The organism is Amycolatopsis sp. NPDC051371 (assembly GCF_040682155.1).
Taxonomy (GTDB): domain Bacteria; phylum Actinomycetota; class Actinomycetes; order Mycobacteriales; family Pseudonocardiaceae; genus Amycolatopsis.
In genome coordinates this window covers 1-18537 of record NZ_JBFBAG010000016.1, presented here as the reverse complement: position 1 = coordinate 18537, position 18537 = coordinate 1, and the positions used below count along the sequence as shown (strand labels likewise).

The following is an 18537-nucleotide window of genomic DNA, read 5'->3' as shown; positions in this document are numbered from 1 at the left end:
GTTGGGTGAACGTCGAAGTAACTCCCCTGCCCGGCATCGGGGTCCGCAAGGACTTCAGCACCCGTACCGGCCGCCGCATCGGCGTCGTCACCCAGCGAGACGGCCACACCGAGCTCATCGTGTCGAAAACGGACGACGCCGACGCCTGCGCGGCGTCCATCCCGCTGACCGCGGACGAGGCGGGCACGCTGGCCAACCTGCTCGGCGCGCCGCAGCTGGTCGCCCAGCTCACCGAGGAACACCGGGACCTGCCGGGGATCAGCACGCGGCAGCTGCCGATCAAGCCGTCCGGCCCGTTCGACGGCCGGACGCTCGGCGACACGGCGATGCGCACCCGCACCGGCGTCTCGGTGGTCGCGGTGGCGCGGGCGGGCCAGGTGCACCCCTCGCCCACGCCCGACTTCACCCTTACCGGGGGCGATCTGCTGGTCGCGGTCGGCACGAGCGAGGGCCTCGAAGCCGCCGCCAAGATCTTGAAGTACGGCTGAGCGGCTGATGGACCACACCGCGCTGTCCCTGATCGAACTGGGGGCGGTCTTCTTCGTGCTGGGCGCACTCGGGCGCCTGGCCGGCAAGATCGGCCTTTCCCCCATCCCGCTCTACCTGCTCGGCGGCCTCTGCTTCGGCTCCGGCGGGCTGATCCCGCTGACCGACATCGGCGGCTTCACGCACCTGGCCAGCGAGATCGGCGTCGTGCTGCTGCTCCTGCTGCTGGGGCTCGAGTACTCCGCGGCCGAGCTGTTCACCGGGCTGCGCCGCTCGTGGACGGCGGGCCTGCTCGACATCGTCCTCAACGCCGCCCCCGGCGCGGCCGTCGCGCTGCTGCTGGGCTGGGGCCCGGTCGGCGCGATGGTGATGGCGGGCGTCACGTACATCTCGTCGTCCGGGATCGTCGCGAAGGTCCTCGGCGACCTCGGCCGGCTCGGCAACCGCGAGACGCCGGTGGTGCTGTCGATCCTCGTGTTCGAGGACCTCGTGATGGCGCTCTACCTGCCGATCCTCACCGCGGTGTTGGGCGGCGTCAGCTTCCTCGGCGGCATGGAGGCCGTCGGGATCTCGCTGCTGGTGATCACCGTGGTGCTGGTGATCGCGCTGAAGTTCGGCCGGTACGTCTCGGCCGCCGTCGACAGCCCGGACCGCGAGGTGTTCCTGCTCAAGGTCCTCGGCGCGGCGCTGCTGGTGGCCGGGCTCGCGTCGGCGATGCAGGTGTCGGCCGCGGTCGGCGCGTTCCTTCTCGGCATCGCGATTTCCGGTTCGACGGCGGAGAACGCGACGCACCTGCTGGAACCGCTGCGGGACCTGTTCGCCGCGGTGTTCTTCGTGGTGTTCGGGCTCAACACGAACCCGGCGTCGATCCCGCCGGTGCTCGGCTGGGCGATCGTGCTGGCGGTGGTGACGACGCTGACGAAGGTCGGCACCGGCTGGTGGGCCGCGCGCCGCCAGGGCATCGGGAAGATGGGCCGGGCCCGCGCCGGAGCGGCATTGGTGGCCCGGGGCGAGTTCTCGATCGTCATCGCGGGCTTGGCGGTGACGGCGGGCGCGGTGGACGGCGAACTGGCCGCGCTGGCGACGGCGTACGTGTTGCTGATGGCGATCCTGGGCCCGACGGCGGCGCGGGTCGTGGAGCCGATCGCCCGCGCACTGCAACGGAAGTCGGCCACGCGCACCGCGCCGGTCGAGGCGAGTTAGCCCGGTCCCGAGCGCCCCAATGTGGCCTTCGGTGCGTTCAACGCACCCAAGGCGGCCTTCGGTGCGTTGAGCGCAACCAAGGCCACATTGGGGCGCTGGGGTCAGCGCAGGTTCGCCCGGCCCTCCGACGGCACGTGCGCACCGCCGTCGAGGGCCGGGTGCGTGGTCGCTGCCGGGACGACTCCGGCCAGCGGGACCGACGCCGACGTGCGCGCCAGGTCCAGCGTCACCCGCCCCGGCTGGGCAGGCCCGCGGATGAAGCTCCCGTCCGTGCCGCCGATGATCAACGCCAGCGCGTGCCCCTTCGGCACGATGTGGTCGGTCGACGCCAGCCGGAACGTCATCGTGTACGCCGTCCCCGGCGTCAACGGCCGTTCCTGCGAAAGCGACGCGTAGTTCGCGAGGTCCGCCCAGCCGCGGCTGAGGATCGTGTAGTTGACCTTCTTCACGTCCGCCGATGCGATCCGGTAGCAGGCGTCGTCCCCGGACGTCGACGATCCCCAGCAGTTCTCGGTCGTCCCCGTCTTGATGCCCTCGCCGCTGCCGGCGAAGTTGCGGATCGTCGCTGGGCCGAGGTCCACCAGCAGCGCCGAAAGCCGGGCCGAGGCCGTGCTCGGTGTCGCCGTCACGGTGATCGACGTGGTCCCCGACACCTGCAGATCCGATATGAGCGTCCCGGTCGAGTACGTCAGCGCCGCGGTGCCCGGGTTCGTCACCCAGGTGTCCTCGCCGAGGTTCGGGTTGTCGGTGAACGCCGCCGTCCCCGAGGCCGCCGAAGTGCCGAGCGAGCCGGACGCGTGCGGCCGCAACGTCGTCGCCACCGCGCCGGCAGCCGGATAGGCACTCTGGGACGCCCACTGGTCCGGCTGCCGCTCGACGCTGGCCATCGGCCCGTTCTGGACACCGTTGTCGAGGCCCAGCAGGTAGTGGTCGAACCAGCGGTGCAGCAGGTCCACCCAGTCCGCGCGCCGGTAGTCGAACGGGTCGACGTGCCCGGTCTGCGACAGCCAGATCTTCTTCTCGACGTTCAGCCCGCTCCACCACTGTCCGAAGTGGATCGTCTTGACGTTCAGGTCGTTGACGCCGTGGGAAAGCAGCACGCTGGCCCGCACGTTGCCCGCGTTCTTGACGTAGTCCCGGTCCGCCCACAGCGGCCCGTAGTCGCCGTTGGCCGTGGCGCCCTGGGTCAGGACCTGGTTCTGCGCCGAGCAGTTCTGGCCGCTGTTGCGCGCCTCGACGGTCTGCGCGAGCCCCGCCGGGTTGAAGCCGAAGGTCGCACCGTCGGACCGGTAGTAGTCGTACCAGGAGCTGATCGCCGAGATCGGCACGATGGTCTTCAGGCCCGCGACGCCGGTCGCCGCGACGCCGTTGGCGATCGTGCCGTCGTAGGACTTCCCGATCATCCCGACGTTCCCGGTGCTCCAGCCCGCCGTCACCGCGCTGCCGCCGGTCTTCGCGCTGTAGCCGGTGGCGCGCCCGTTCAGCCAGTCGACGACCTTGCGCGCCGAGTCGACGTCCGAAGCGCCGCCGACGTCCGCGCAGCCGGCCGAGCGGTTCGTCCCGGCCAGGTCGACGAGCACCACGGCGTACCCGCGCGGCACGAAGTAGTTGTCGTAGAACAGCGGGAACTCCACCGGCTTCCCGGCGCTGTCGTAGGTCTTGAGCTCGCTTTCGTTGCCGCGCCCACAGCACGAGTAGTACGGGCTGGCGTCCATGATCACCGGCACACGCGACGTCGCCTCGCTCGGCCGCACGATGTCGGCGGCGACGCGGTCGGGCTTGCCGTCGCCGTCGCCGTCGTGGCCGATGTCGACCCAGACGGTTTCGCGGATCGCCGTCGCGTAGTCGTAGACCGGTTCGCTCGCCCGGGGCGCCGCGGCGGCCGGAGCCACCGTGCCGGCCAGGAGCGCCGCGAGGACTCCGCACACCACTCCGAGTCGCATGACGGTCACGCTAGCGAGCCCGGGAACACGCGCGCCACGGCGGAAAGTCGGGGGTACGGTGAGCGACCGTGACCGAATCATTGCCTGCCGTGAGCCGGACCGCCGTCGGCGTCGCCGCGCTGCGCGCCCGCGAGAGCAGCCGGCCGGACCGCCTGTTCCACGACCCGTACGCGGCCGCGTTCCATGAGGCAGGCCGGTCGGTGCTGCCCGGCACCGCGGGCGACCCGGTCCGGTCCGGGCTGGGCGCGCTGATGTACCCGCAGATCGTGATCCGCACCCGGTTCTTCGACGACTACCTCCTCGAGGCGGCCTGCGCGCAGGTGGTGCTGCTCGCCGCCGGGCTCGACGCGCGGGCGTTCCGGCTGGCCTGGCCGGCCGGGACCCGCCTGTTCGAGCTGGACCTGCCGGAAGTCCTGGCGTTCAAGGACGATGTCCTCGCCGCGCAGGGCGCCGAACCGGCGTGCCGACGGGTCGTCGTGCGCGCGGACCTGCGCGAGGACTGGGCGGCCGCGTTGCGCGACGCCGGGTTCGACCCGGCGGTGCCGACCGCCTGGCTGGTCGAAGGGCTGCTGATCTACCTGTCCTACGAGGACGCCGAACGGCTGCTGACCACCGTCGGGGAGCTGTCGGCGCCGGGCAGCCGGGTGTCGTTCGAGCTACGGACGGGCGACGCGCCGGACGGCCTGGTCGCGCGCGCCCGCGCGGCCGAAGGCGGCGAGCCCGTCACCGGCCTCTGGCGCGGCGGCCTGGGTGCCACCGCGCCGGACTGGCTGGCCGCCCACGGCTGGCGGCCGACGACGGTCACGCGCGCCGAGGCCGCCGCCGCGTTCGGCCGCCCCTCGGACGACAACGCGACCGCCGACGGGTTCGTCACCGCCGTGCGTCAGAGCTCGACGTTCCGGTAGAGCGCGCCGATCTCGCCCTTGGTCAGCCGCCGGATCGAGCCGACGCGCTGGTTGCCGAGCTGCACGTCGCCGACCGCGGTGCGGACCAGCTTGAGCACCGGGTGCCCGGTGTCCTTGAGCAGGCGCCGCACGATGTGCTTCTTGCCCTCGTGGATGACGAGCTCGACGAGCGACTTGCCGGAGTGCATGTCCTTGACCCGGAACTGGTCGACCTTGACGATGCCGTCCGGCAGCTCCCAGCCGTTGCGCAGCTCCTTGCCGAGCCCGCGCGGCACGAGGCCGTCGACCTCGGCGAGGTAGGTCTTGAGCACCTGGTAGGACGGGTGCATCAGCCGGTGCCCGAGGTCGCCGTCGTTGGTGAGCAGCAGCAGGCCCTCGGTGTTCTCGTCGAGCCGGCCGACGTGCACGACCCCGGGGGTCTCCTCGTAGCGCCCGGCGAGGTAGTCGCCGACGCACGGGCGGCCGCGGTCGTCCGACATCGTCGAGTGCACGCCCTTGGGCTTGTTCAGGGCGAGGTAGATCAGGTCGTCGCGCAGGTTCACGCGGGTGCCGTCGACGTGGATGACGGCCGCATCCGGGTGCACCCGGCGGCCGAGCTCGGTGACGATCTCGCCGTCCACCTCGACCCGGCCGGCCGCGATCAGGTCTTCCGCCGCACGCCGGGAGGCGACCCCGGCTTGCGACAGCACCTTCTGCAGGCGGATGCCGTCGGGGTGTTCACTGGATGTCATCGATGGTGTCCACTTCGGGTAGCAACGGAGCGATGGCCGGCAGGTCGTTCAGTGACGACAGCCCCAGTCGCTCCAGGAACAGCTCGGTCGTCACGTACAGCGTGCCGGTCGTCTCGGGGTCGGTCCCCATCTCTTCGATGAGGCCGCGCGCGAGGAGCGTCCGGATCACGCCGTCCACGTTCACGCCGCGCACCGCGGCGACCCTGGCACGGGTCACCGGCTGCCGGTACGCGATCACGGCGAGGCTCTCCAGTGCGGCCCGGGTCAGCTTCGACCGCTGGCCGTCCAGCAGGAGCTTCTCCACGAACGGGGCATAGATGTCCCTAGTGTAGAACCGCCACCCTTCACCGACGCGCCGCAGGTCGATCCCGCTGGCCCGATCGGTGAACTTCTGCGCCATCGTCCGCAGCGCGACGACGATCCGGGCCTTCGGCTGACCGACGGTGTCGGCGAGCGATTCCTCGCTGGCGGGCGAGTCCACGACGAGGAGAAGGGCTTCGAGCGCGGCTTCGAGGGTCTCGTCGGAGGTGACATCGGGCAGGGAGTCGGCGTCACCGGCGGCGACGAGGTCGGACTCGGGATCGGCCGGGTCGCCCTCGGCGGCCACATCGGGCTCAGGCTCGGCCGGCTCCGCAGCTTCGGGCTCCCCAAGCGCGGCACTTTCACGTGAAAGTGCCGGGTCGGGCTCGGAAACGGCGGCTTCGGCAGCAGGTTCCTCGGCAGCCTTCTCTTCGACCAGCGGCTCCACCGGCGAACCGTCCTCGGTGACCGGCTCGCCGGACAGCGCCTCGTCCAGCGCCAGCTCCACCGCCGCCTCGGCAGGTTCACCCACCGGGGGTTCCGGCGGGAGAGCCTCGACCGGCTCGTTGTCTTCGGGGCTCACCCGTACTCCTCTTCGTCTCCGGCGGACCGGTCCAGCTCGGCCGCCACGGAGGCGTCGGCCTGGGAGCCGCCCGTCCAGCGGACGTGCAGCTCCGCCAGCGCCTCCGTCTGCTCGAACTGGACCGTCGCCTCGCGGTAGAGCTCCAGCAGCGCCAGGAAGCGCGCCACGATCTCGACCGTGTGCTCGCAGTCGTCCACCAGCTCGCTGAACGTCGCCTGGCCGGCCGCGGCCAGTTTCACCCGCAGCAGCGCCGCGTGCTCGCGCACCGACACGCGGCCCATGTGGATGTGGGCGATCGACACCGTCGGCGGCGGCTTCGGCTTGAACACCGTCACCGCGATGTCGGCGAACTTCTCCGGCGTCACGCCCAGCATCACCTCGGGCAGCAGCCCGACGAACCGCTCCTCCAGCGCCACCGACCGCGGGTAGCGCCGCAGCGCGCCCTGCTCCAGCTCGCCGAACAGCGCCGCCACCTGCTTGTACGCGCGGTACTGCAGGATCCGCGCGAACAGCAGGTCACGAGCCTCGAGCAGGGCGAGGTCGTCCTCGTTCTCGACCTCGGCCGACGGCAGCAGCCGCGCGGCCTTGAGGTCGAGCAGGGTCGCCGCGATGACCAGGAACTCGGTCGTCTCGTCGAGGTTCCAGTCGGTGCCCAGCGCCCGCGTGTACGCGATGAAGTCGTCGGTGACCCGGTGCAGCGCCACCTCGGTGACGTCGAGCTGGTGCTGCGAGATCAGCTGCAGCAGCAGGTCGAACGGTCCCTCGAAGTTGGCCAGCCGCACCTTGAACTTCGACGTGCTCAGTTCCTCGGTGTTGACACCCTCGGGAATCATCCCGCCGTGCACCGTCTGGTGCGGTTCGGGGGCCTGGTCCTCCGGAGCCGATGCCGGGACCGGTGCCGGCTCGTCCATCAGCCCTCGGTTTCGCCGCCGTCTGAGCCGACCACCCGCAGCCGCTGCACCAGCACCGACTCTTCGCCGTTCTGGTCGAAGTCCGCCAGCAGCACCGCGACGGCCTCGCGGACCAGCCGGCCGCGGTCGACGACCAGCTCGTGCTTGGCACGCAGCGTCAGCCGGGCCTGCTCCATGGCCACGAGCTCGTCGCCGGAGACGTACACGGTGATCTTCGCGTCGTGCTTGGTCCGGCCGGACCCGTGCGGGGCCGCGCTGCGGGTGAGCTGTTCCGTCCGGCCGTTGCCCGAGGGCTTCGGCTCCGCGGGCTCGACGGGCGCGGGCGGCGCCTGGGGCGGGCGATCGAGGGCAGGGCTGGAGGTGAGGCGGAAGAGCTCCGACGCTCCGGGCAGGGAGGCGCGCCTGCTCACCGAGCGATCACCTCGCGAGCAAGCTGGCGGTACGCCGCGGCGCCGGCCGACTTGGGCGCCCAGGTCGTGATCGGCTCACCCGCGACCGTCGTCTCGGGGAACCGCACCGTGCGGTTGATGACCGTGTCGAACACGGTCTCGCCGAATGCCTCCACCACGCGAGCCATGACCTCCTTCGAGTGCAGGGTTCTCGGGTCGTACATGGTGGCGAGAATCCCGACTATGTCCAGTTTGGGGTTGAGCCGTTCCTGCACCTTCTCGATCGTGTCGATCAGGAGCGCGACGCCTCGGAGACTGAAGAACTCGCACTCGAGCGGGATGATCACGCCGTCCGCAGCGGTCAGCGCGTTCACCGTGAGCAAGCCGAGCGAGGGCTGGCAGTCGACAAGAACATAGTCGTAGTCGTTCATGACCGGACGAAGGACCCGTAACAACGTGTGCTCGCGCCCTACCTCAGCGACGAGCTGGACCTCCGCCGCGGACAGGTCGATGTTGCTCGGCAGCAGGTCAACGCCGTCGACGCGGGTTTTCATCAGCACGTCGGTGGCGCTGACCGACCGCTCCATGATGGCGTTGTAGACCGTCTGGTCCAGTTCGTGCGGCTGGATGCCCAGACCGACGGCGAGCGCGCCCTGCGGGTCGAAGTCGACGAGCAGCACCTTGCGGCCGTACTCGGCGAGGGCCGCGCCCAGGTTGATGGTCGACGTCGTCTTGCCGACGCCGCCCTTCTGGTTGCACATCGCCATGATCTTGGCCGGGCCGTGGTGGTCCAGCGGCGCGGGATCGGCGTGCTCGCGGATCGGGCGGCCGGTCGGCCCGATGCCCTCGAGCTTGACCTTCTTCCCGTTGCGCTCCTGCGGTTCGTCGCCGTCGTGGACCGCCGGGGTCGCGATCTTGACGTCGTTGAGGTTCGCCGCCGCCGACCCGGCGGACTCGGCCGGGTGGGCCGGCTGGTTCGGTGTCGACATGGCGGGAAAGCTCCTTGTTCGTCGAGTCCGCCGCAGCCTATGCGCGTTGCCGGAGCCCCGGCAAAGCAACGCGCCGGACCCGAGGGGGCAATGTCACTCGACCGTCGGTCCAGGTTGGGAAGGCTGTCGGCGGTCCGTACGGCCGTCTAGCCCAGTGCCCGCGGGTGCGCCGTGGCGTACACCTCGCGCAGGGTGTTGACCGTGACCAGCGTGTAGACCTGCGTCGTCGTCACCGAGGCGTGGCCGAGCAGTTCCTGGACGACCCGGACGTCCGCGCCGCCCTCGAGCAGGTGCGTGGCGAAGGAGTGGCGGAGCGTGTGCGGCGAGACCGCGGCGCTGATTCCCGCCCGCCCGGCGGTGTCCTTGAGGACCTGCCACGCGCTCTGCCGCGAAAGCCTGCTGCCGCGGGCGTTGAGGAACAGCGCCGCGGTGCCGCGGCCGTGGGCGGCGAGCGCCGGCCGGGCGCGGACGGTGTAGGCGTGCAGCGCGGCGAGCGCGGGCCGCCCGATCGGGACGAGCCGCTGCTTGCCGCCCTTGCCGTCGAGCAGGACGGTGCGCTCGGTGTCGTCGACGTCGTCGATGTCCAGCCCGACGGCTTCGGAGATCCGGGCGCCGGTGGAGTAGAGCACCTCCAGCAGCGCCCGGTCTCGCAGCGGGCGTTCGCCGTCCGGCGGCGGGGTCTCGAGCAACCGCAGGACGTCGTCGACCGGCAACGCCTTGGGCAGCCGCTTCGCCGGGGTCGGCGGCCGGACCTCGCGGGCCGGGTTGTGCTCGGTGAGCCCCTCGGCGTGGGCGAACTTGTGCAGGCCCCGTGCGGCGACCAGCGCCCGCGCGGCCGACGACGCGGCCAGCGGCTGGTGCTCGCCGTCGCCTTCGCGGAGGGCGGCGCCGAAGGACGTGACGTGCGCGGAGGTGACGTCGGCGATCTTCGCGATGCCCACGCTGTCGAGGTGCGCGGCGTACCGGCGCAGGTCACGGGCGTAGCTGTCCAGGGTGTTGCGCGCGGTCCCGCGTTCGACGACCAGGTGGTCGAGGTACGCGGCGATCACGTCGGCCGTGCTGTGCGGGCTGGAGGCCACGCGGGACACCTTAGGCCGCCCGGGGTCCGTGACCCGGCAGAAACCCCGTTCTCAGCTCCACGCGGTTACCTTGGAGTGCATGGAGTCGGAGGCGCTCCGCATCGGCACGGCCGAGCGGGAGGAAGCGGCGAGGCTGCTCGCCGACCACTTCGGCATGGGCCGCATCACGCCGGACGAGTACGAGACACGGGTGACGGCCGCCTACGCGGCGGCGACGCTGGGTGACCTGCGGCCCCTGTTCGGCGACCTGCCGCAGCCGCACCCGGGTTTCTTCGCACCGCCCCCGATGTACTCGCAGCCCACGGCGCAGCTGCCGATGTACGGGCAGCCGGACCCGTACGCGCCGCCGGCCCCGGTGCCGTACGCGCCGCGGACGCCGGTCCCCTACTCCTATCGGTCCAAGACCGTGGCCGGGGTGCTCCAGATCGTGCTGCCGTTCGGGGTGGGGCGGTTCTACACCGGCCAGGTCGGGCTGGGCCTGCTGCAGCTGTTCGTCTGCCTGGTCACCGCCGGGATCGGCGCGGTCTGGCCGATCATCGACGGCATCCTCCTGCTGGCCAACGGCGGCCTGGACGCCGAAGGCCGCCCGCTGCGTCCCTGATCAAGCGCCCCAATGTGGCCTTCGGTGCGTTCAACGCACCGAAGGGCCCCTTGGGTGCGTTCAACGCAACCAAGGCCACATTGGGGCGCTTCGGGTCAGGCTTGCTTGCGCTTGGCGAACGCCGTGGGGCGGTCCTCCCACGGGGCGTCCGCGGGGCGGGCCGGGGCCCCGCCGGTGACCACCGCGTGCGCGGCGAGCACGCCCGACACCGTGGCGCCGTTGATCAGCTCGCCCGCCAGGGCCATCCGCACGGCCTCGGCGAGCGGGAACTTGCCGATGACGAGGTCCGCCTCCTCCTCGCCGAGCACGTCACGGTCCACATCGGACAGCCCGCGGGCCAGGAAGACCCGCACGACCTCGTCGGTGAAGCCGGGCGACGCCGCGACGTCGACCAGCGTCACCCAGTCCGCGGCGGCCAGGCCGGCCTCTTCGACGAGCTCACGCTTCGCCGTGCCGACCGGGTCCTCACCGAGGTGGTCGATCAGCCCCGCCGGCAGCTCCCACAGCCGGTGCCCGATCGGGTGCCGGTACTGGTGGATCAGCGTGACCTGCTGCTCGTCGTCCAGCGCGACGATCGCGACCGCGCCGAGGTGCTCGATCACCTCGCGGACCGCGGTGTCCCCGCCCGGCATCACGACGTCGTCGATCCGCAGGCCGACGACGCGTCCGATGTGGACGTCCCGGCTGGAGGCGACGCTGAACTCGTGCTCGCCCGGCGCGGTCATCGGGCGGCCACGGGGGCTTCGGGCAGCTCGACCGGCAGCCGCTCGGCGACCTTGCGGTCCACGACGGCCTTGACGAACGCGCTGAACAGCGGGTGCGGCCGGGTCGGGCGGCTCTTGAGCTCGGGGTGCGCCTGGGTGCCGACGAAGAACGGGTGCTGGTCGGCCGGCAACTCGACGAACTCGACCAAGCGGTCGTCCGGCGACGTGCCGGAGAACACCAGGCCGGCGTCCGAGAGCTGCTTGCGGTAGGCGTTGTTCACCTCGTAGCGGTGGCGGTGGCGCTCGGACACCTCGGTGGTGCCGTACGCCTTCGCGACCTGCGAACCCGGCTTGAGCTTCGCCGGGTACGCGCCGAGGCGCATGGTGCCGCCCATGTCCCGCTCCCCCGCGACGACGTCGCGCTGGTCGGCCATCGTCGAGATCACCGGGTGCTCGGTGTTCTCGTCGAACTCCGACGAACCGGCGTCCTTGATGCCCGCCAGGTGCCGGGCACCCTCGATGACCATGCACTGCAGGCCGAGGCACAGGCCGAGCAGCGGCACGCCGCGGGTGCGGGCGTACTCGATCGCGCCGACCTTGCCCTCGATGCCGCGGATGCCGAACCCGCCCGGGATCAGCACACCGTCCACATCGGACAGCACCGACGCCGCGCCGGACGCGGTCTGCGCGTCGTCGGAGGCGACCCAGACGATCTCGACCTTGGCGCGGTGGGCGAACCCGCCCGCACGCAGGGCCTCGGTGACCGACAGGTAGGCGTCCGGCAGGTCGATGTACTTGCCGACGACGGCGATCCGCACGACCTCGTTCGGGTTGTGCACCCGGTCGAGCAGGTCGCCCCACACCGTCCAGTCGACGTCGCGGAACGGCAGCCCGAGGCGGCGGACCACGTAGGCGTCGAGCGCCTCGCGGTGCAGCACCTTCGGGATGTCGTAGATCGACCGCGCGTCGGGGCAGGCGATGACGGCCTCGTTGTCGACGTCGCACATCAGGCCGATCTTGCGCTTGAGGTCCTCGGGGATCTCGCGGTCGGCCCGGCAGACCAGCGCGTCGGGCTGGATGCCGATGTTGCGCAGCGCGGCGACCGAGTGCTGGGTCGGCTTCGTCTTGAGCTCGCCCGACGGCGCCAGGTACGGCACCAGCGAGACGTGCAGGAAGAAGCAGTGGTCGCGGCCGACGTCGTGGCGGACCTGGCGGCAGGCCTCCAGGAACGGCAGCGACTCGATGTCGCCGACCGTGCCGCCGACCTCGGTGATGACGACGTCCGGCGTCTGGCCGGCCTCGTCGGGCTCGGCGGCCGCGGTGATCCGGGACTTGATCTCGTCGGTGATGTGCGGAATGACCTGGACGGTGTCGCCGAGGTATTCGCCGCGGCGCTCCTTGGCGATCACCTCGGAGTAGACCTGGCCGGTCGTGACGTTGGCCTTGCCGTCGAGATCGCGGTCGAGGAAGCGCTCGTAGTGCCCGATGTCGAGGTCGGTCTCGGCGCCGTCGTCGGTGACGAACACCTCACCGTGCTGGAACGGGTTCATCGTCCCGGGGTCGACGTTGAGGTACGGATCGAGCTTCTGCATCGTGACGCGAAGCCCGCGCGCGGTAAGGAGTTGTCCCAGGCTGGAAGCCGTGAGTCCCTTACCCAGAGAGGAGGCGACGCCTCCGGTGACAAATACGTACTTGGTAGCCCGCGACTGAAGTCCCACGGGCCGCCAGCATATCCCAAGTCCGCCGATGCGCTCGCCGGGACATGCCCGAAGTGTCTTTTGTGCTCTTGACCACCCGGCGGGGTGAGTCAGGCGGCGGCTTTGGCGAGCCGCAGGCGCGGGCGGCCGGTGAGCGCGCGACTCCCCGGCAGGCGGCGCAACGCCTCGACGATCACGATCGTCAGCGCGATCGTGGCGAAGTAGATGATCACACTCAGCCAGGGCGCCCCGAAGCGCTCGGCCACGTGCGGGATCACCGGGCCGAGGAACGCCAGCGCGAGCGGGTGCACCAGGAAGATGCTGAACGACCGGTTCGCCGCCCACGAGACCAGCCGGGCCCCGCGGCCGCCGTCGACGCGGCGGCCCGACCACCAGGTGGCGAACGCGTAGATCGCCGCGATGACGGTCACGCACCACGGGATCAGGTAGGGCTGGAACGGGTCGCTGGCCACCTGCGGGAACGTTCCACTGTGGACGGTGTGCAGGTAGACCCACTCGGTCCCGGCCAGCACGGCCACGAGGGCGCCGCCGAGCAGCAGCCGGTGCCGGCCGACCCAGGCGTGCACGGTCTCGAAGTGCATGGCCACCACGGCGCCGAACAGTGTGTAGAACTGGTACGGCAGCAGCGTGGCGTACAGGTGGGTGATGGTCTCGTAGCTCACGCCGAACGGCTGGTAGGTCATGAACAGCGTCACGCCGACCTGCAGCACCCCACTGCCCAGCAGCAGCCACTTGTGCTTGCCCTCGGTCGCCCGCAGCAGCTTCATGATCCACGGGAACAGCAGGTACACCTGCATCGTCACGAGCAGGAAGTACAGGTGGTACCAGGCGCCGCCGGTGACGAGGTCCTTGAGCAGCAGCCGCATCGACGCCTCGAGCGAGCCGGGTTGCTGCGTGCCGGTGACCAGGGAAAACGCCCAGAAGAACATCGACCACGCCAGGTACGGGGTCGCGACCAGCGGAAGCCGCCGGCGCCAGAAGTCGGACGGCGTGATCTCGCGGCCGCGGTTCTGGAACACCAGCACGAACCCGGTCAGCGCGAAGAACGCCTCCCGCGTGAAGTGCAGCGGCGTCTCGACGGCGTTGGCGCCGACGTCCTGCGCGAAGTTCGTCGCGCCGACCACGTGGATGAGGATCACGCAGGCGAACGTGACCAACCGGAACAGGTCGATCTGGTGCAGGTACGGCGCTTTCCCACCCGGTCTCGCGATCCGGGAGGGAGCTTCGAGAGTGGCCTGGGCAGTCGTCATCGTGCCGCCGTTCCGGCACCGTCGTCGGCGTGGTTCACGTTGTCAGACTTGCCACCCATTCTGTGAATTTCCCATGAAGGCACTGGGAAGCGCCTGTTGGCGGAGGTCCCCCGGGCTGTTGGATATGCCACGTCCGCTCACGGAGCGAGGACCCGCCGATCATGTTAATACGTAAGCTCTCCGGTACCGAGCGTGACCTTCGTCATCCCGCCGTGATCAGCGGAAAACATCCCGCTCGACCTCCTGCCGAACCGCCGTGAGCCCGTCGCGGAGCTCGGCGTGTCCCACCGAACCCAGCGCCAGCCGGAGCGCCTGCGGCACGGCCGGCGTCGTCGCGAACGGCTCGGCCGTGGCGACTGCGACGCGCCGCCGGGCCAGCGCCGCGACGATGCGGTCCGGCCGGGAGTCGGGGGCGAGCGGCAGCCACCGGAAGTACGACGACGGGTGCCCGATCCACGGAAGCCCGGCCAGCACCTCCGAAGCGAGTGCCTGGCGCTGTCGCGCGTCTTCGCGCTTCCGGACTTCCAAGCTCTCGACGGTACCGTCGTCGAGCCACCGGCGCGCGATGGCCGCGGTCAGGGCGGGTGTGTTCCACGTCGTGGACCGGATCGCGCTCTCGAGCGCCGGCACCAGTGCAGGCGACGCGGCGACGAACCCGACGCGCAACCCGGTGGCGACGCTTTTCGACAGCCCCGAGACGTAGACGGTGGCCTCCGGAGCGAGCATCGCCAGCGGCGGCGGCGCGTCCTCGGCGAGGTAGGCGTACGACGCGTCTTCGATGATCGTCAGCCCGTGCTGCCGGGCGATCTCCACGAGCCGCCTGCGCCGCTCGACGGGGAGCACCCAGCCCAGCGGGTTGTGCAGGGTCGGCATCGCGTACACCGCGCGTACCCGGCGCCGGCGGCACAGCCGGTCGAGCGCGTCGAGGTCGGGGCCGTCGGCGGTCACCGGCAGCGGCGCGAGGTCGAGCCCGAGTGTGCGCGCGAGCACCCGGCAGCCCGGGTAGGTGAGGGCGTCCACCGCGACGACGTCGCCGGGGCGCAGCAGCGCCATCGCCGTCACCGCCAAAGCCGTGCTGCGCACCGTCGACGATCAGCACGCGTTCGCGGCCGACCTCCAGCCCCCGGCTCAGCAGGTGCCGGGCGACGGCCGCCCGGTCCTCCGCGCGTCCGCGGTGCGGCTGGTAGCGCAGCAGCGCGTCGAGGTCCCCGGCCGTCGCGAGGTCCCGCAGCGCCTGGCGCAGCAGGTCGGCTTGGCCGGGGACCGACGGCGAGTTGAAGCTGAGGTCGACGGCGTCGGCCGCGACCGCCCGTTCGTCGACGCCGTCACCGACGGCCAGGTCACGGACGAACGTGCCGCGCCCTTGTTCGGAGCTGACCAGCCCCATCGCCTCGAGCTCGGCGTACACCCGGGACGCCGTCACGACGGCGATGCCCTCGTCGGCCGCGAGCCGTCGATGGGTGGGCAGCCGCATCCCGGCCGGCCACTCCCCGGCCCGGATCTTCGCCGCGAACGCGTCCACGACGACCTTGTACTTCGACACCCGCACGCCGCGATTGTAGGCAGGACAATTTGTGGACTGTCCTGGATCGGCGGTCCTACCGTGCGGTCATGCACACCGCGATCCTGACCTTCGACGGCTACAACGAACTCGACTCGCTCATCGCGCTCGGCGTCCTCAACCGGGTGAGGGAGCCCGGTTGGCGCGTGTCGATCGCGAGCCCGACGCCGCGGGTGACCTCGATGAACGGCGTGACGATCGACGCGACGATCGACCTGGAGGAGGCGTGCACGGCCGACGCCGTGATCGTCGGCAGCGGTTCGAAGACCCGCGAAGTCGTCGAGGACCCGGCGATCATGAACACGTTGGCCCGGCTCGACCCCGCCCGGCAACTGCTCGCCGCGCAGTGCTCGGGCACGCTCGTGCTCGCGAAGCTCGGGCTGCTCGCCGACGTGCCCGCCTGCACCGACCTGACGACGAAGCCGTGGGTGCTCGCGGCCGGCGTCGAGGTGCTGAACCAGCCGTTCTTCGCCCGTGGCTCACTCGCCACCGCCGGCGGCTGCCTGGCCTCGACGTACCTCGCCACCTGGGTCCTCGCCCGTCTGCACGGTCTCGAAGCCGCCGAGCACGCCATGCACTACGTCGCTCCGGTCGGCGAGAAGGACGAGTACGTCGAGCGGGCGCTGCGGAACGTGACGCCCTACCTCGAACCGGCGACGATCTCCGCCTGATCGGTGCCGAAGAGGGACTTCAAGGTCACCTCGCGGTTGACCCGCACGTGCTCGACGGCTTCAGCGTGCGCACGGTCCGTGTCCCCCGACGCGATCGCCTCGTAGAGCCGGCGGTGCTCGTCGAGCAGCTCGGCCCAGTGCTCGTTCTGGCTCGTGAGCCACCGGAGCCTGCCCTGCAGGGGCTGCAGCATCGTCGTGAGCAGGGTGTTGCCCGCGATGGCCACGATCTCGTCGTGGAAGCGCGAGTTGAGCACGGTGATCCGGGCCGCGTCGTCACGGGCCGTCGCGCGGGCGGCGTCGGCAAGCGTCCGCTCGAGCCGCTTCAGCTCCGGCGCCCCCGCCCGTTCGGCAGCGCGCCCCGCGGCGAGTCCTTCCAGGGCCTCGCGGACGTCGAACAGCTCCTCGACGTCGACGCGCGCGAGCTGCCGGACGACGATCCGGCGCGCCGACTGCTCGACCAGGAAGCCCTCGGCTTCGAGGCTGCGGATGGCCTCGCGCACGGGCACCCTGGACACGCCGAGGTCCTCGGCCAGCTCGCGCTCGACCAGCCGGTCGCCCGGGCGCAGGCGGCCGGTCAAGATCCGTTCGCGCAGCTCGTCGCGCACCCGCTGCCGGGTGGCCGCGAGGGGTTGCCGCTCGTTCGCCGACGTCACGGGTCCCCTCTCGCTCAACACGCCCGTAACCGGACGTAACGCGAGTTTATCGGCCGGAGGGTTGACGGGGGCGGACATCGGGGTGATATTTGGGATGCCAAATTTTGGTATCCCAAATCGCCGTCGCTGCACGTCGATCGGAGGCCCGCATGACCGCCGCCCCGCTCACCGATACCCAGCAAGAGACGAGCCCGCCGCCGGACCCCCGGCTCTGGAACGAAGACCTCGCCCCGGCGAAAGACCGCCGCTGGAAGGTCTACGACATCTTCGCGCTGTGGATGTCCGACGTGCACAACCTCGGCAACTACACCTTCGCGGCCGGGCTGTTCGTGCTCGGACTCTCGGCCTGGCAGGTGTTCACCGCCCTGCTGTTCGGCTTCGTGATCATCTACGTGGGCATGAACCTGATGGGCCGGATCGGGCAGCGCACCGGCGTCCCGTTCCCGGTCGTGGCGCGGATCAGCTTCGGCACGTTCGGCGCCAACCTGCCCGCGCTGATCCGCGCGGTCATCGCGATCTTCTGGTACGGCATCCAGACCTACCTCGCGAGCGTGGCCATCACGCTGCTCGTGCTCACCATCGACCCGGGCCTGAAACCGTTGACCGAACACGGTTTCCTCGGCCTGCACGCGCTGGGCTGGATCTGCTTCGTCGCGCTGTGGGCGGTCCAGGCGCTGATCCTCACCCGCGGCATGGAGTCGATCCGCAAGTTCCAGGACTGGTGCGGCCCGGCGATCTGGGTCGTGATGATCGCCCTCGCCGTCTGGATCCTCGCCGCCGGGCACTGGCACATTTCGCTGACCAGCAGCCCGAAGCAGCTGTCCACCGGCGAGCAGATCCGCCAGTGGTTCGGCGCGGCCGGGCTGATCCTGGCCACCTACGGCACGCTGATGCTGAACTTCTGCGACTTCTCCCGCAACGCCCCGGACCAGAAAACGGTGCGGCGCGGCAACTTCTGGGGCCTGCCGATCAACTCGACGGCGTTCGCGCTGCTGTCGGTGATCGTGACCGCGGGCAGCATGCAGGTGTTCGGCGAGGCGATCACCGACCCGGCCGAGCTGCTGGCGAAGGTGCACAACACGCCGGTGCTGATCGTCGGCGCGCTGACGTTCGCCGTCGCCACCATGGGCGTCAACATCGTCGCGAACTTCGTCTCCCCCGCCTACGACCTGGCCAACATCTGGCCGAAACGGATCTCGTTCACCATCGGCGGACTGATCAGCGCCGTCGCCGCGCTGTGCGTGCTGCCGTGGAAGCTGTACTCCTCGCCCACGGTGGTCAACTACTTCCTCGGCGGGCTCGGCGCGTTCCTCGGGCCGTTGTTCGGGATCATGATCGTCGACTACTACCTGATCCGGCGCGGCAAGGTCGACGTCGCGCAGCTGTTCGTCGACGGCGGGATCTACCCCCGGGTGAACCCGCGCGCGCTCGTGACGTTCTTCCCGACCGCCGCGCTGGCCGCGGTGATCGCGCTGGTGCCGTTCTTCGCGCCGGCCGCGCCCTACTCGTGGTTCATCGGCACGGCGTCGTCGGCCTTGCTGTACTTCGTGGTTTCGAGGAAGCACCGATGAGGATCGTCGTCACCAACTGCAACACCACCGAGGCGATGACGAAGGAGATCGAAGCCGGGGCGCGCGCCGCCGCGAGCCCCGGCACCGAGATCCTCGCCCGGACGCCGCGCTGGGGACCGGAGTCGGCCGAGGGCTGGCTGGACAGCTTCCTGTCCGCCGCGGCCGTGCTGGACCTGTTGCGGGGCCTGGAAGAACCGTTCGACGCGGTCGTGGGGGGGGGGGGGGGGGGGGGGGGCCGGGGGGGGGGCCCCGCGCGGGTGGGGGGAGCGGGGGGCGGACACACCCAAGA

At 70.9% G+C, this 18537-nt stretch carries 19 protein-coding genes and 1 pseudogene; 7 read left to right on the top strand and 13 right to left on the bottom strand.

Features of this window, described 5'->3' with window-relative positions; all coding sequences use genetic code 11:
- The first annotated feature begins 5 nt into the window (after window positions 1-5).
- The gene (locus AB0M59_RS20610; RefSeq protein ID WP_364525129.1) at window positions 6-488 is read left to right on the top strand and encodes a TrkA C-terminal domain-containing protein; all 483 of its coding nucleotides are present in this window, start codon (window positions 6-8) and stop codon (window positions 486-488) included.
- 7 nt (window positions 489-495) lie between these two features.
- Window positions 496-1689 (top strand): cation:proton antiporter, encoded by a 1194-nt coding sequence (locus AB0M59_RS20605; protein WP_364617175.1) that lies wholly within the window; start codon window positions 496-498, stop codon window positions 1687-1689.
- Between the two features lie 101 nt (window positions 1690-1790).
- Here the strand turns inward: AB0M59_RS20605 and AB0M59_RS20600 are convergent, their stop codons facing one another.
- Window positions 1791-3632, bottom strand: coding sequence for a Xaa-Pro dipeptidyl-peptidase (locus AB0M59_RS20600; protein WP_364617173.1), 1842 nt, complete (start codon window positions 3630-3632; stop codon window positions 1791-1793).
- Window positions 3633-3721: 89 nt separating this feature from the next.
- Here AB0M59_RS20600 and AB0M59_RS20595 point away from each other — a divergent pair, with 89 nt between their 5' ends.
- Window positions 3722-4537 carry an SAM-dependent methyltransferase gene (locus AB0M59_RS20595; protein WP_364617171.1) on the top strand — a complete coding sequence of 272 codons (816 nt, stop codon included), beginning with the start codon at window positions 3722-3724 and terminating at the stop codon, window positions 4535-4537.
- On the opposite strand, the gene AB0M59_RS20590 is transcribed toward AB0M59_RS20595, so the two are convergent.
- The 6 genes from AB0M59_RS20590 to xerD all read right to left on the bottom strand — a co-directional run bounded on the left by AB0M59_RS20590 (window position 4516) and on the right by xerD (window position 9489).
- The gene (locus AB0M59_RS20590; protein WP_364617169.1) at window positions 4516-5268 is read right to left on the bottom strand and encodes a pseudouridine synthase; all 753 of its coding nucleotides are present in this window, start codon (window positions 5266-5268) and stop codon (window positions 4516-4518) included. The two genes, AB0M59_RS20595 and AB0M59_RS20590, sit on opposite strands and share 22 nt — an antisense overlap.
- Window positions 5255-6151 (bottom strand): SMC-Scp complex subunit ScpB, encoded by an 897-nt coding sequence (gene scpB / locus AB0M59_RS20585; protein ID WP_364617167.1) that lies wholly within the window; start codon window positions 6149-6151, stop codon window positions 5255-5257. The genes AB0M59_RS20590 and scpB overlap by 14 nt, the downstream gene beginning before the upstream one ends.
- Window positions 6148-7062 (bottom strand): segregation/condensation protein A, encoded by a 915-nt coding sequence (locus AB0M59_RS20580; RefSeq protein ID WP_364617165.1) that lies wholly within the window; start codon window positions 7060-7062, stop codon window positions 6148-6150. Before AB0M59_RS20580 ends, scpB begins: the two co-directional genes overlap by 4 nt.
- Window positions 7062-7472: a cobyrinic acid a,c-diamide synthase gene (locus AB0M59_RS20575; protein WP_364617163.1), complete on the bottom strand. Its 411-nt coding sequence runs from the start codon at window positions 7470-7472 to the stop codon at window positions 7062-7064. The genes AB0M59_RS20580 and AB0M59_RS20575 overlap by 1 nt, the downstream gene beginning before the upstream one ends.
- Entirely contained in the window at window positions 7469-8440 is a 972-nt protein-coding gene (locus AB0M59_RS20570) for a ParA family protein (protein WP_364525143.1), read from the bottom strand. The genes AB0M59_RS20575 and AB0M59_RS20570 overlap by 4 nt, the downstream gene beginning before the upstream one ends.
- 146 nt (window positions 8441-8586) lie before the next feature.
- The gene (xerD, locus tag AB0M59_RS20565; protein WP_364617481.1) at window positions 8587-9489 is read right to left on the bottom strand and encodes a site-specific tyrosine recombinase XerD; all 903 of its coding nucleotides are present in this window, start codon (window positions 9487-9489) and stop codon (window positions 8587-8589) included.
- Window positions 9490-9598: 109 nt separating this feature from the next.
- Between xerD and AB0M59_RS20560 the strand changes: the two genes are divergently transcribed.
- Window positions 9599-10120 (top strand): DUF1707 domain-containing protein, encoded by a 522-nt coding sequence (locus tag AB0M59_RS20560; protein ID WP_364617161.1) that lies wholly within the window; start codon window positions 9599-9601, stop codon window positions 10118-10120.
- Between the two features lie 95 nt (window positions 10121-10215).
- Here the strand turns inward: AB0M59_RS20560 and AB0M59_RS20555 are convergent, their stop codons facing one another.
- The 5 genes and pseudogenes from AB0M59_RS20555 to AB0M59_RS20535 form a co-directional block, all read right to left on the bottom strand.
- The gene (locus tag AB0M59_RS20555; RefSeq protein WP_364617159.1) at window positions 10216-10845 is read right to left on the bottom strand and encodes an NUDIX hydrolase; all 630 of its coding nucleotides are present in this window, start codon (window positions 10843-10845) and stop codon (window positions 10216-10218) included.
- Complete coding sequence (locus AB0M59_RS20550) at window positions 10842-12542, bottom strand: CTP synthase (protein ID WP_364617158.1); 1701 nt, start codon at window positions 12540-12542, stop codon at window positions 10842-10844. The genes AB0M59_RS20555 and AB0M59_RS20550 overlap by 4 nt, the downstream gene beginning before the upstream one ends.
- A gap of 89 nt (window positions 12543-12631) precedes the next feature.
- Complete coding sequence (locus tag AB0M59_RS20545) at window positions 12632-13792, bottom strand: acyltransferase (RefSeq protein ID WP_364617156.1); 1161 nt, start codon at window positions 13790-13792, stop codon at window positions 12632-12634.
- 216 nt (window positions 13793-14008) lie between these two features.
- Window positions 14009-14845: a PLP-dependent aminotransferase family protein gene (locus tag AB0M59_RS20540; protein ID WP_364617154.1), complete on the bottom strand. Its 837-nt coding sequence runs from the start codon at window positions 14843-14845 to the stop codon at window positions 14009-14011.
- 352 nt (window positions 14846-15197) lie between these two features.
- Window positions 15198-15266: pseudogene (locus AB0M59_RS20535) on the bottom strand (hypothetical protein); the annotation flags it as partial.
- Between the two features lie 137 nt (window positions 15267-15403).
- Here AB0M59_RS20535 and AB0M59_RS20530 point away from each other — a divergent pair.
- Entirely contained in the window at window positions 15404-16024 is a 621-nt protein-coding gene (locus AB0M59_RS20530; protein WP_364617152.1) for a DJ-1/PfpI family protein, read from the top strand.
- Here the strand turns inward: AB0M59_RS20530 and AB0M59_RS20525 are convergent.
- The gene (locus tag AB0M59_RS20525) at window positions 15994-16677 is read right to left on the bottom strand and encodes a GntR family transcriptional regulator (protein ID WP_364617150.1); all 684 of its coding nucleotides are present in this window, start codon (window positions 16675-16677) and stop codon (window positions 15994-15996) included. The two genes, AB0M59_RS20530 and AB0M59_RS20525, sit on opposite strands and share 31 nt — an antisense overlap.
- 149 nt (window positions 16678-16826) lie before the next feature.
- Between AB0M59_RS20525 and AB0M59_RS20520 the strand changes: the two genes are divergently transcribed.
- Together AB0M59_RS20520 and AB0M59_RS20515 are read left to right on the top strand one after the other, a co-directional pair.
- Complete coding sequence (locus tag AB0M59_RS20520) at window positions 16827-18248, top strand: NCS1 family nucleobase:cation symporter-1 (RefSeq protein WP_364617148.1); 1422 nt, start codon at window positions 16827-16829, stop codon at window positions 18246-18248.
- Window positions 18245-18537, top strand: a 293-nt coding sequence (locus AB0M59_RS20515; protein ID WP_364617146.1) for an aspartate/glutamate racemase family protein, incomplete at its 3' end; no start/stop codon positions are given. The genes AB0M59_RS20520 and AB0M59_RS20515, both read left to right, overlap by 4 nt.

Coding starts and splice junctions, on each gene's coding strand:
- AB0M59_RS20605 (WP_364617175.1), top strand. CDS start 496: ATGGACCACACCGCGCTGTCCCTGATCGAACTGGGGGCGGTCTTCTTC.
- AB0M59_RS20600 (WP_364617173.1), bottom strand. CDS start 3,632: ATGCGACTCGGAGTGGTGTGCGGAGTCCTCGCGGCGCTCCTGGCCGGC.
- AB0M59_RS20590 (WP_364617169.1), bottom strand. CDS start 5,268: ATGACATCCAGTGAACACCCCGACGGCATCCGCCTGCAGAAGGTGCTG.
- AB0M59_RS20580 (WP_364617165.1), bottom strand. CDS start 7,062: ATGGACGAGCCGGCACCGGTCCCGGCATCGGCTCCGGAGGACCAGGCC.
- AB0M59_RS20570 (WP_364525143.1), bottom strand. CDS start 8,440: ATGTCGACACCGAACCAGCCGGCCCACCCGGCCGAGTCCGCCGGGTCG.
- AB0M59_RS20560 (WP_364617161.1), top strand. CDS start 9,599: ATGGAGTCGGAGGCGCTCCGCATCGGCACGGCCGAGCGGGAGGAAGCG.
- AB0M59_RS20555 (WP_364617159.1), bottom strand. CDS start 10,845: ATGACCGCGCCGGGCGAGCACGAGTTCAGCGTCGCCTCCAGCCGGGAC.
- AB0M59_RS20545 (WP_364617156.1), bottom strand. CDS start 13,792: ATGACGACTGCCCAGGCCACTCTCGAAGCTCCCTCCCGGATCGCGAGA.
- AB0M59_RS20540 (WP_364617154.1), bottom strand. CDS start 14,845: ATGGCGCTGCTGCGCCCCGGCGACGTCGTCGCGGTGGACGCCCTCACC.
- AB0M59_RS20530 (WP_364617152.1), top strand. CDS start 15,404: ATGCACACCGCGATCCTGACCTTCGACGGCTACAACGAACTCGACTCG.
- AB0M59_RS20520 (WP_364617148.1), top strand. CDS start 16,827: ATGACCGCCGCCCCGCTCACCGATACCCAGCAAGAGACGAGCCCGCCG.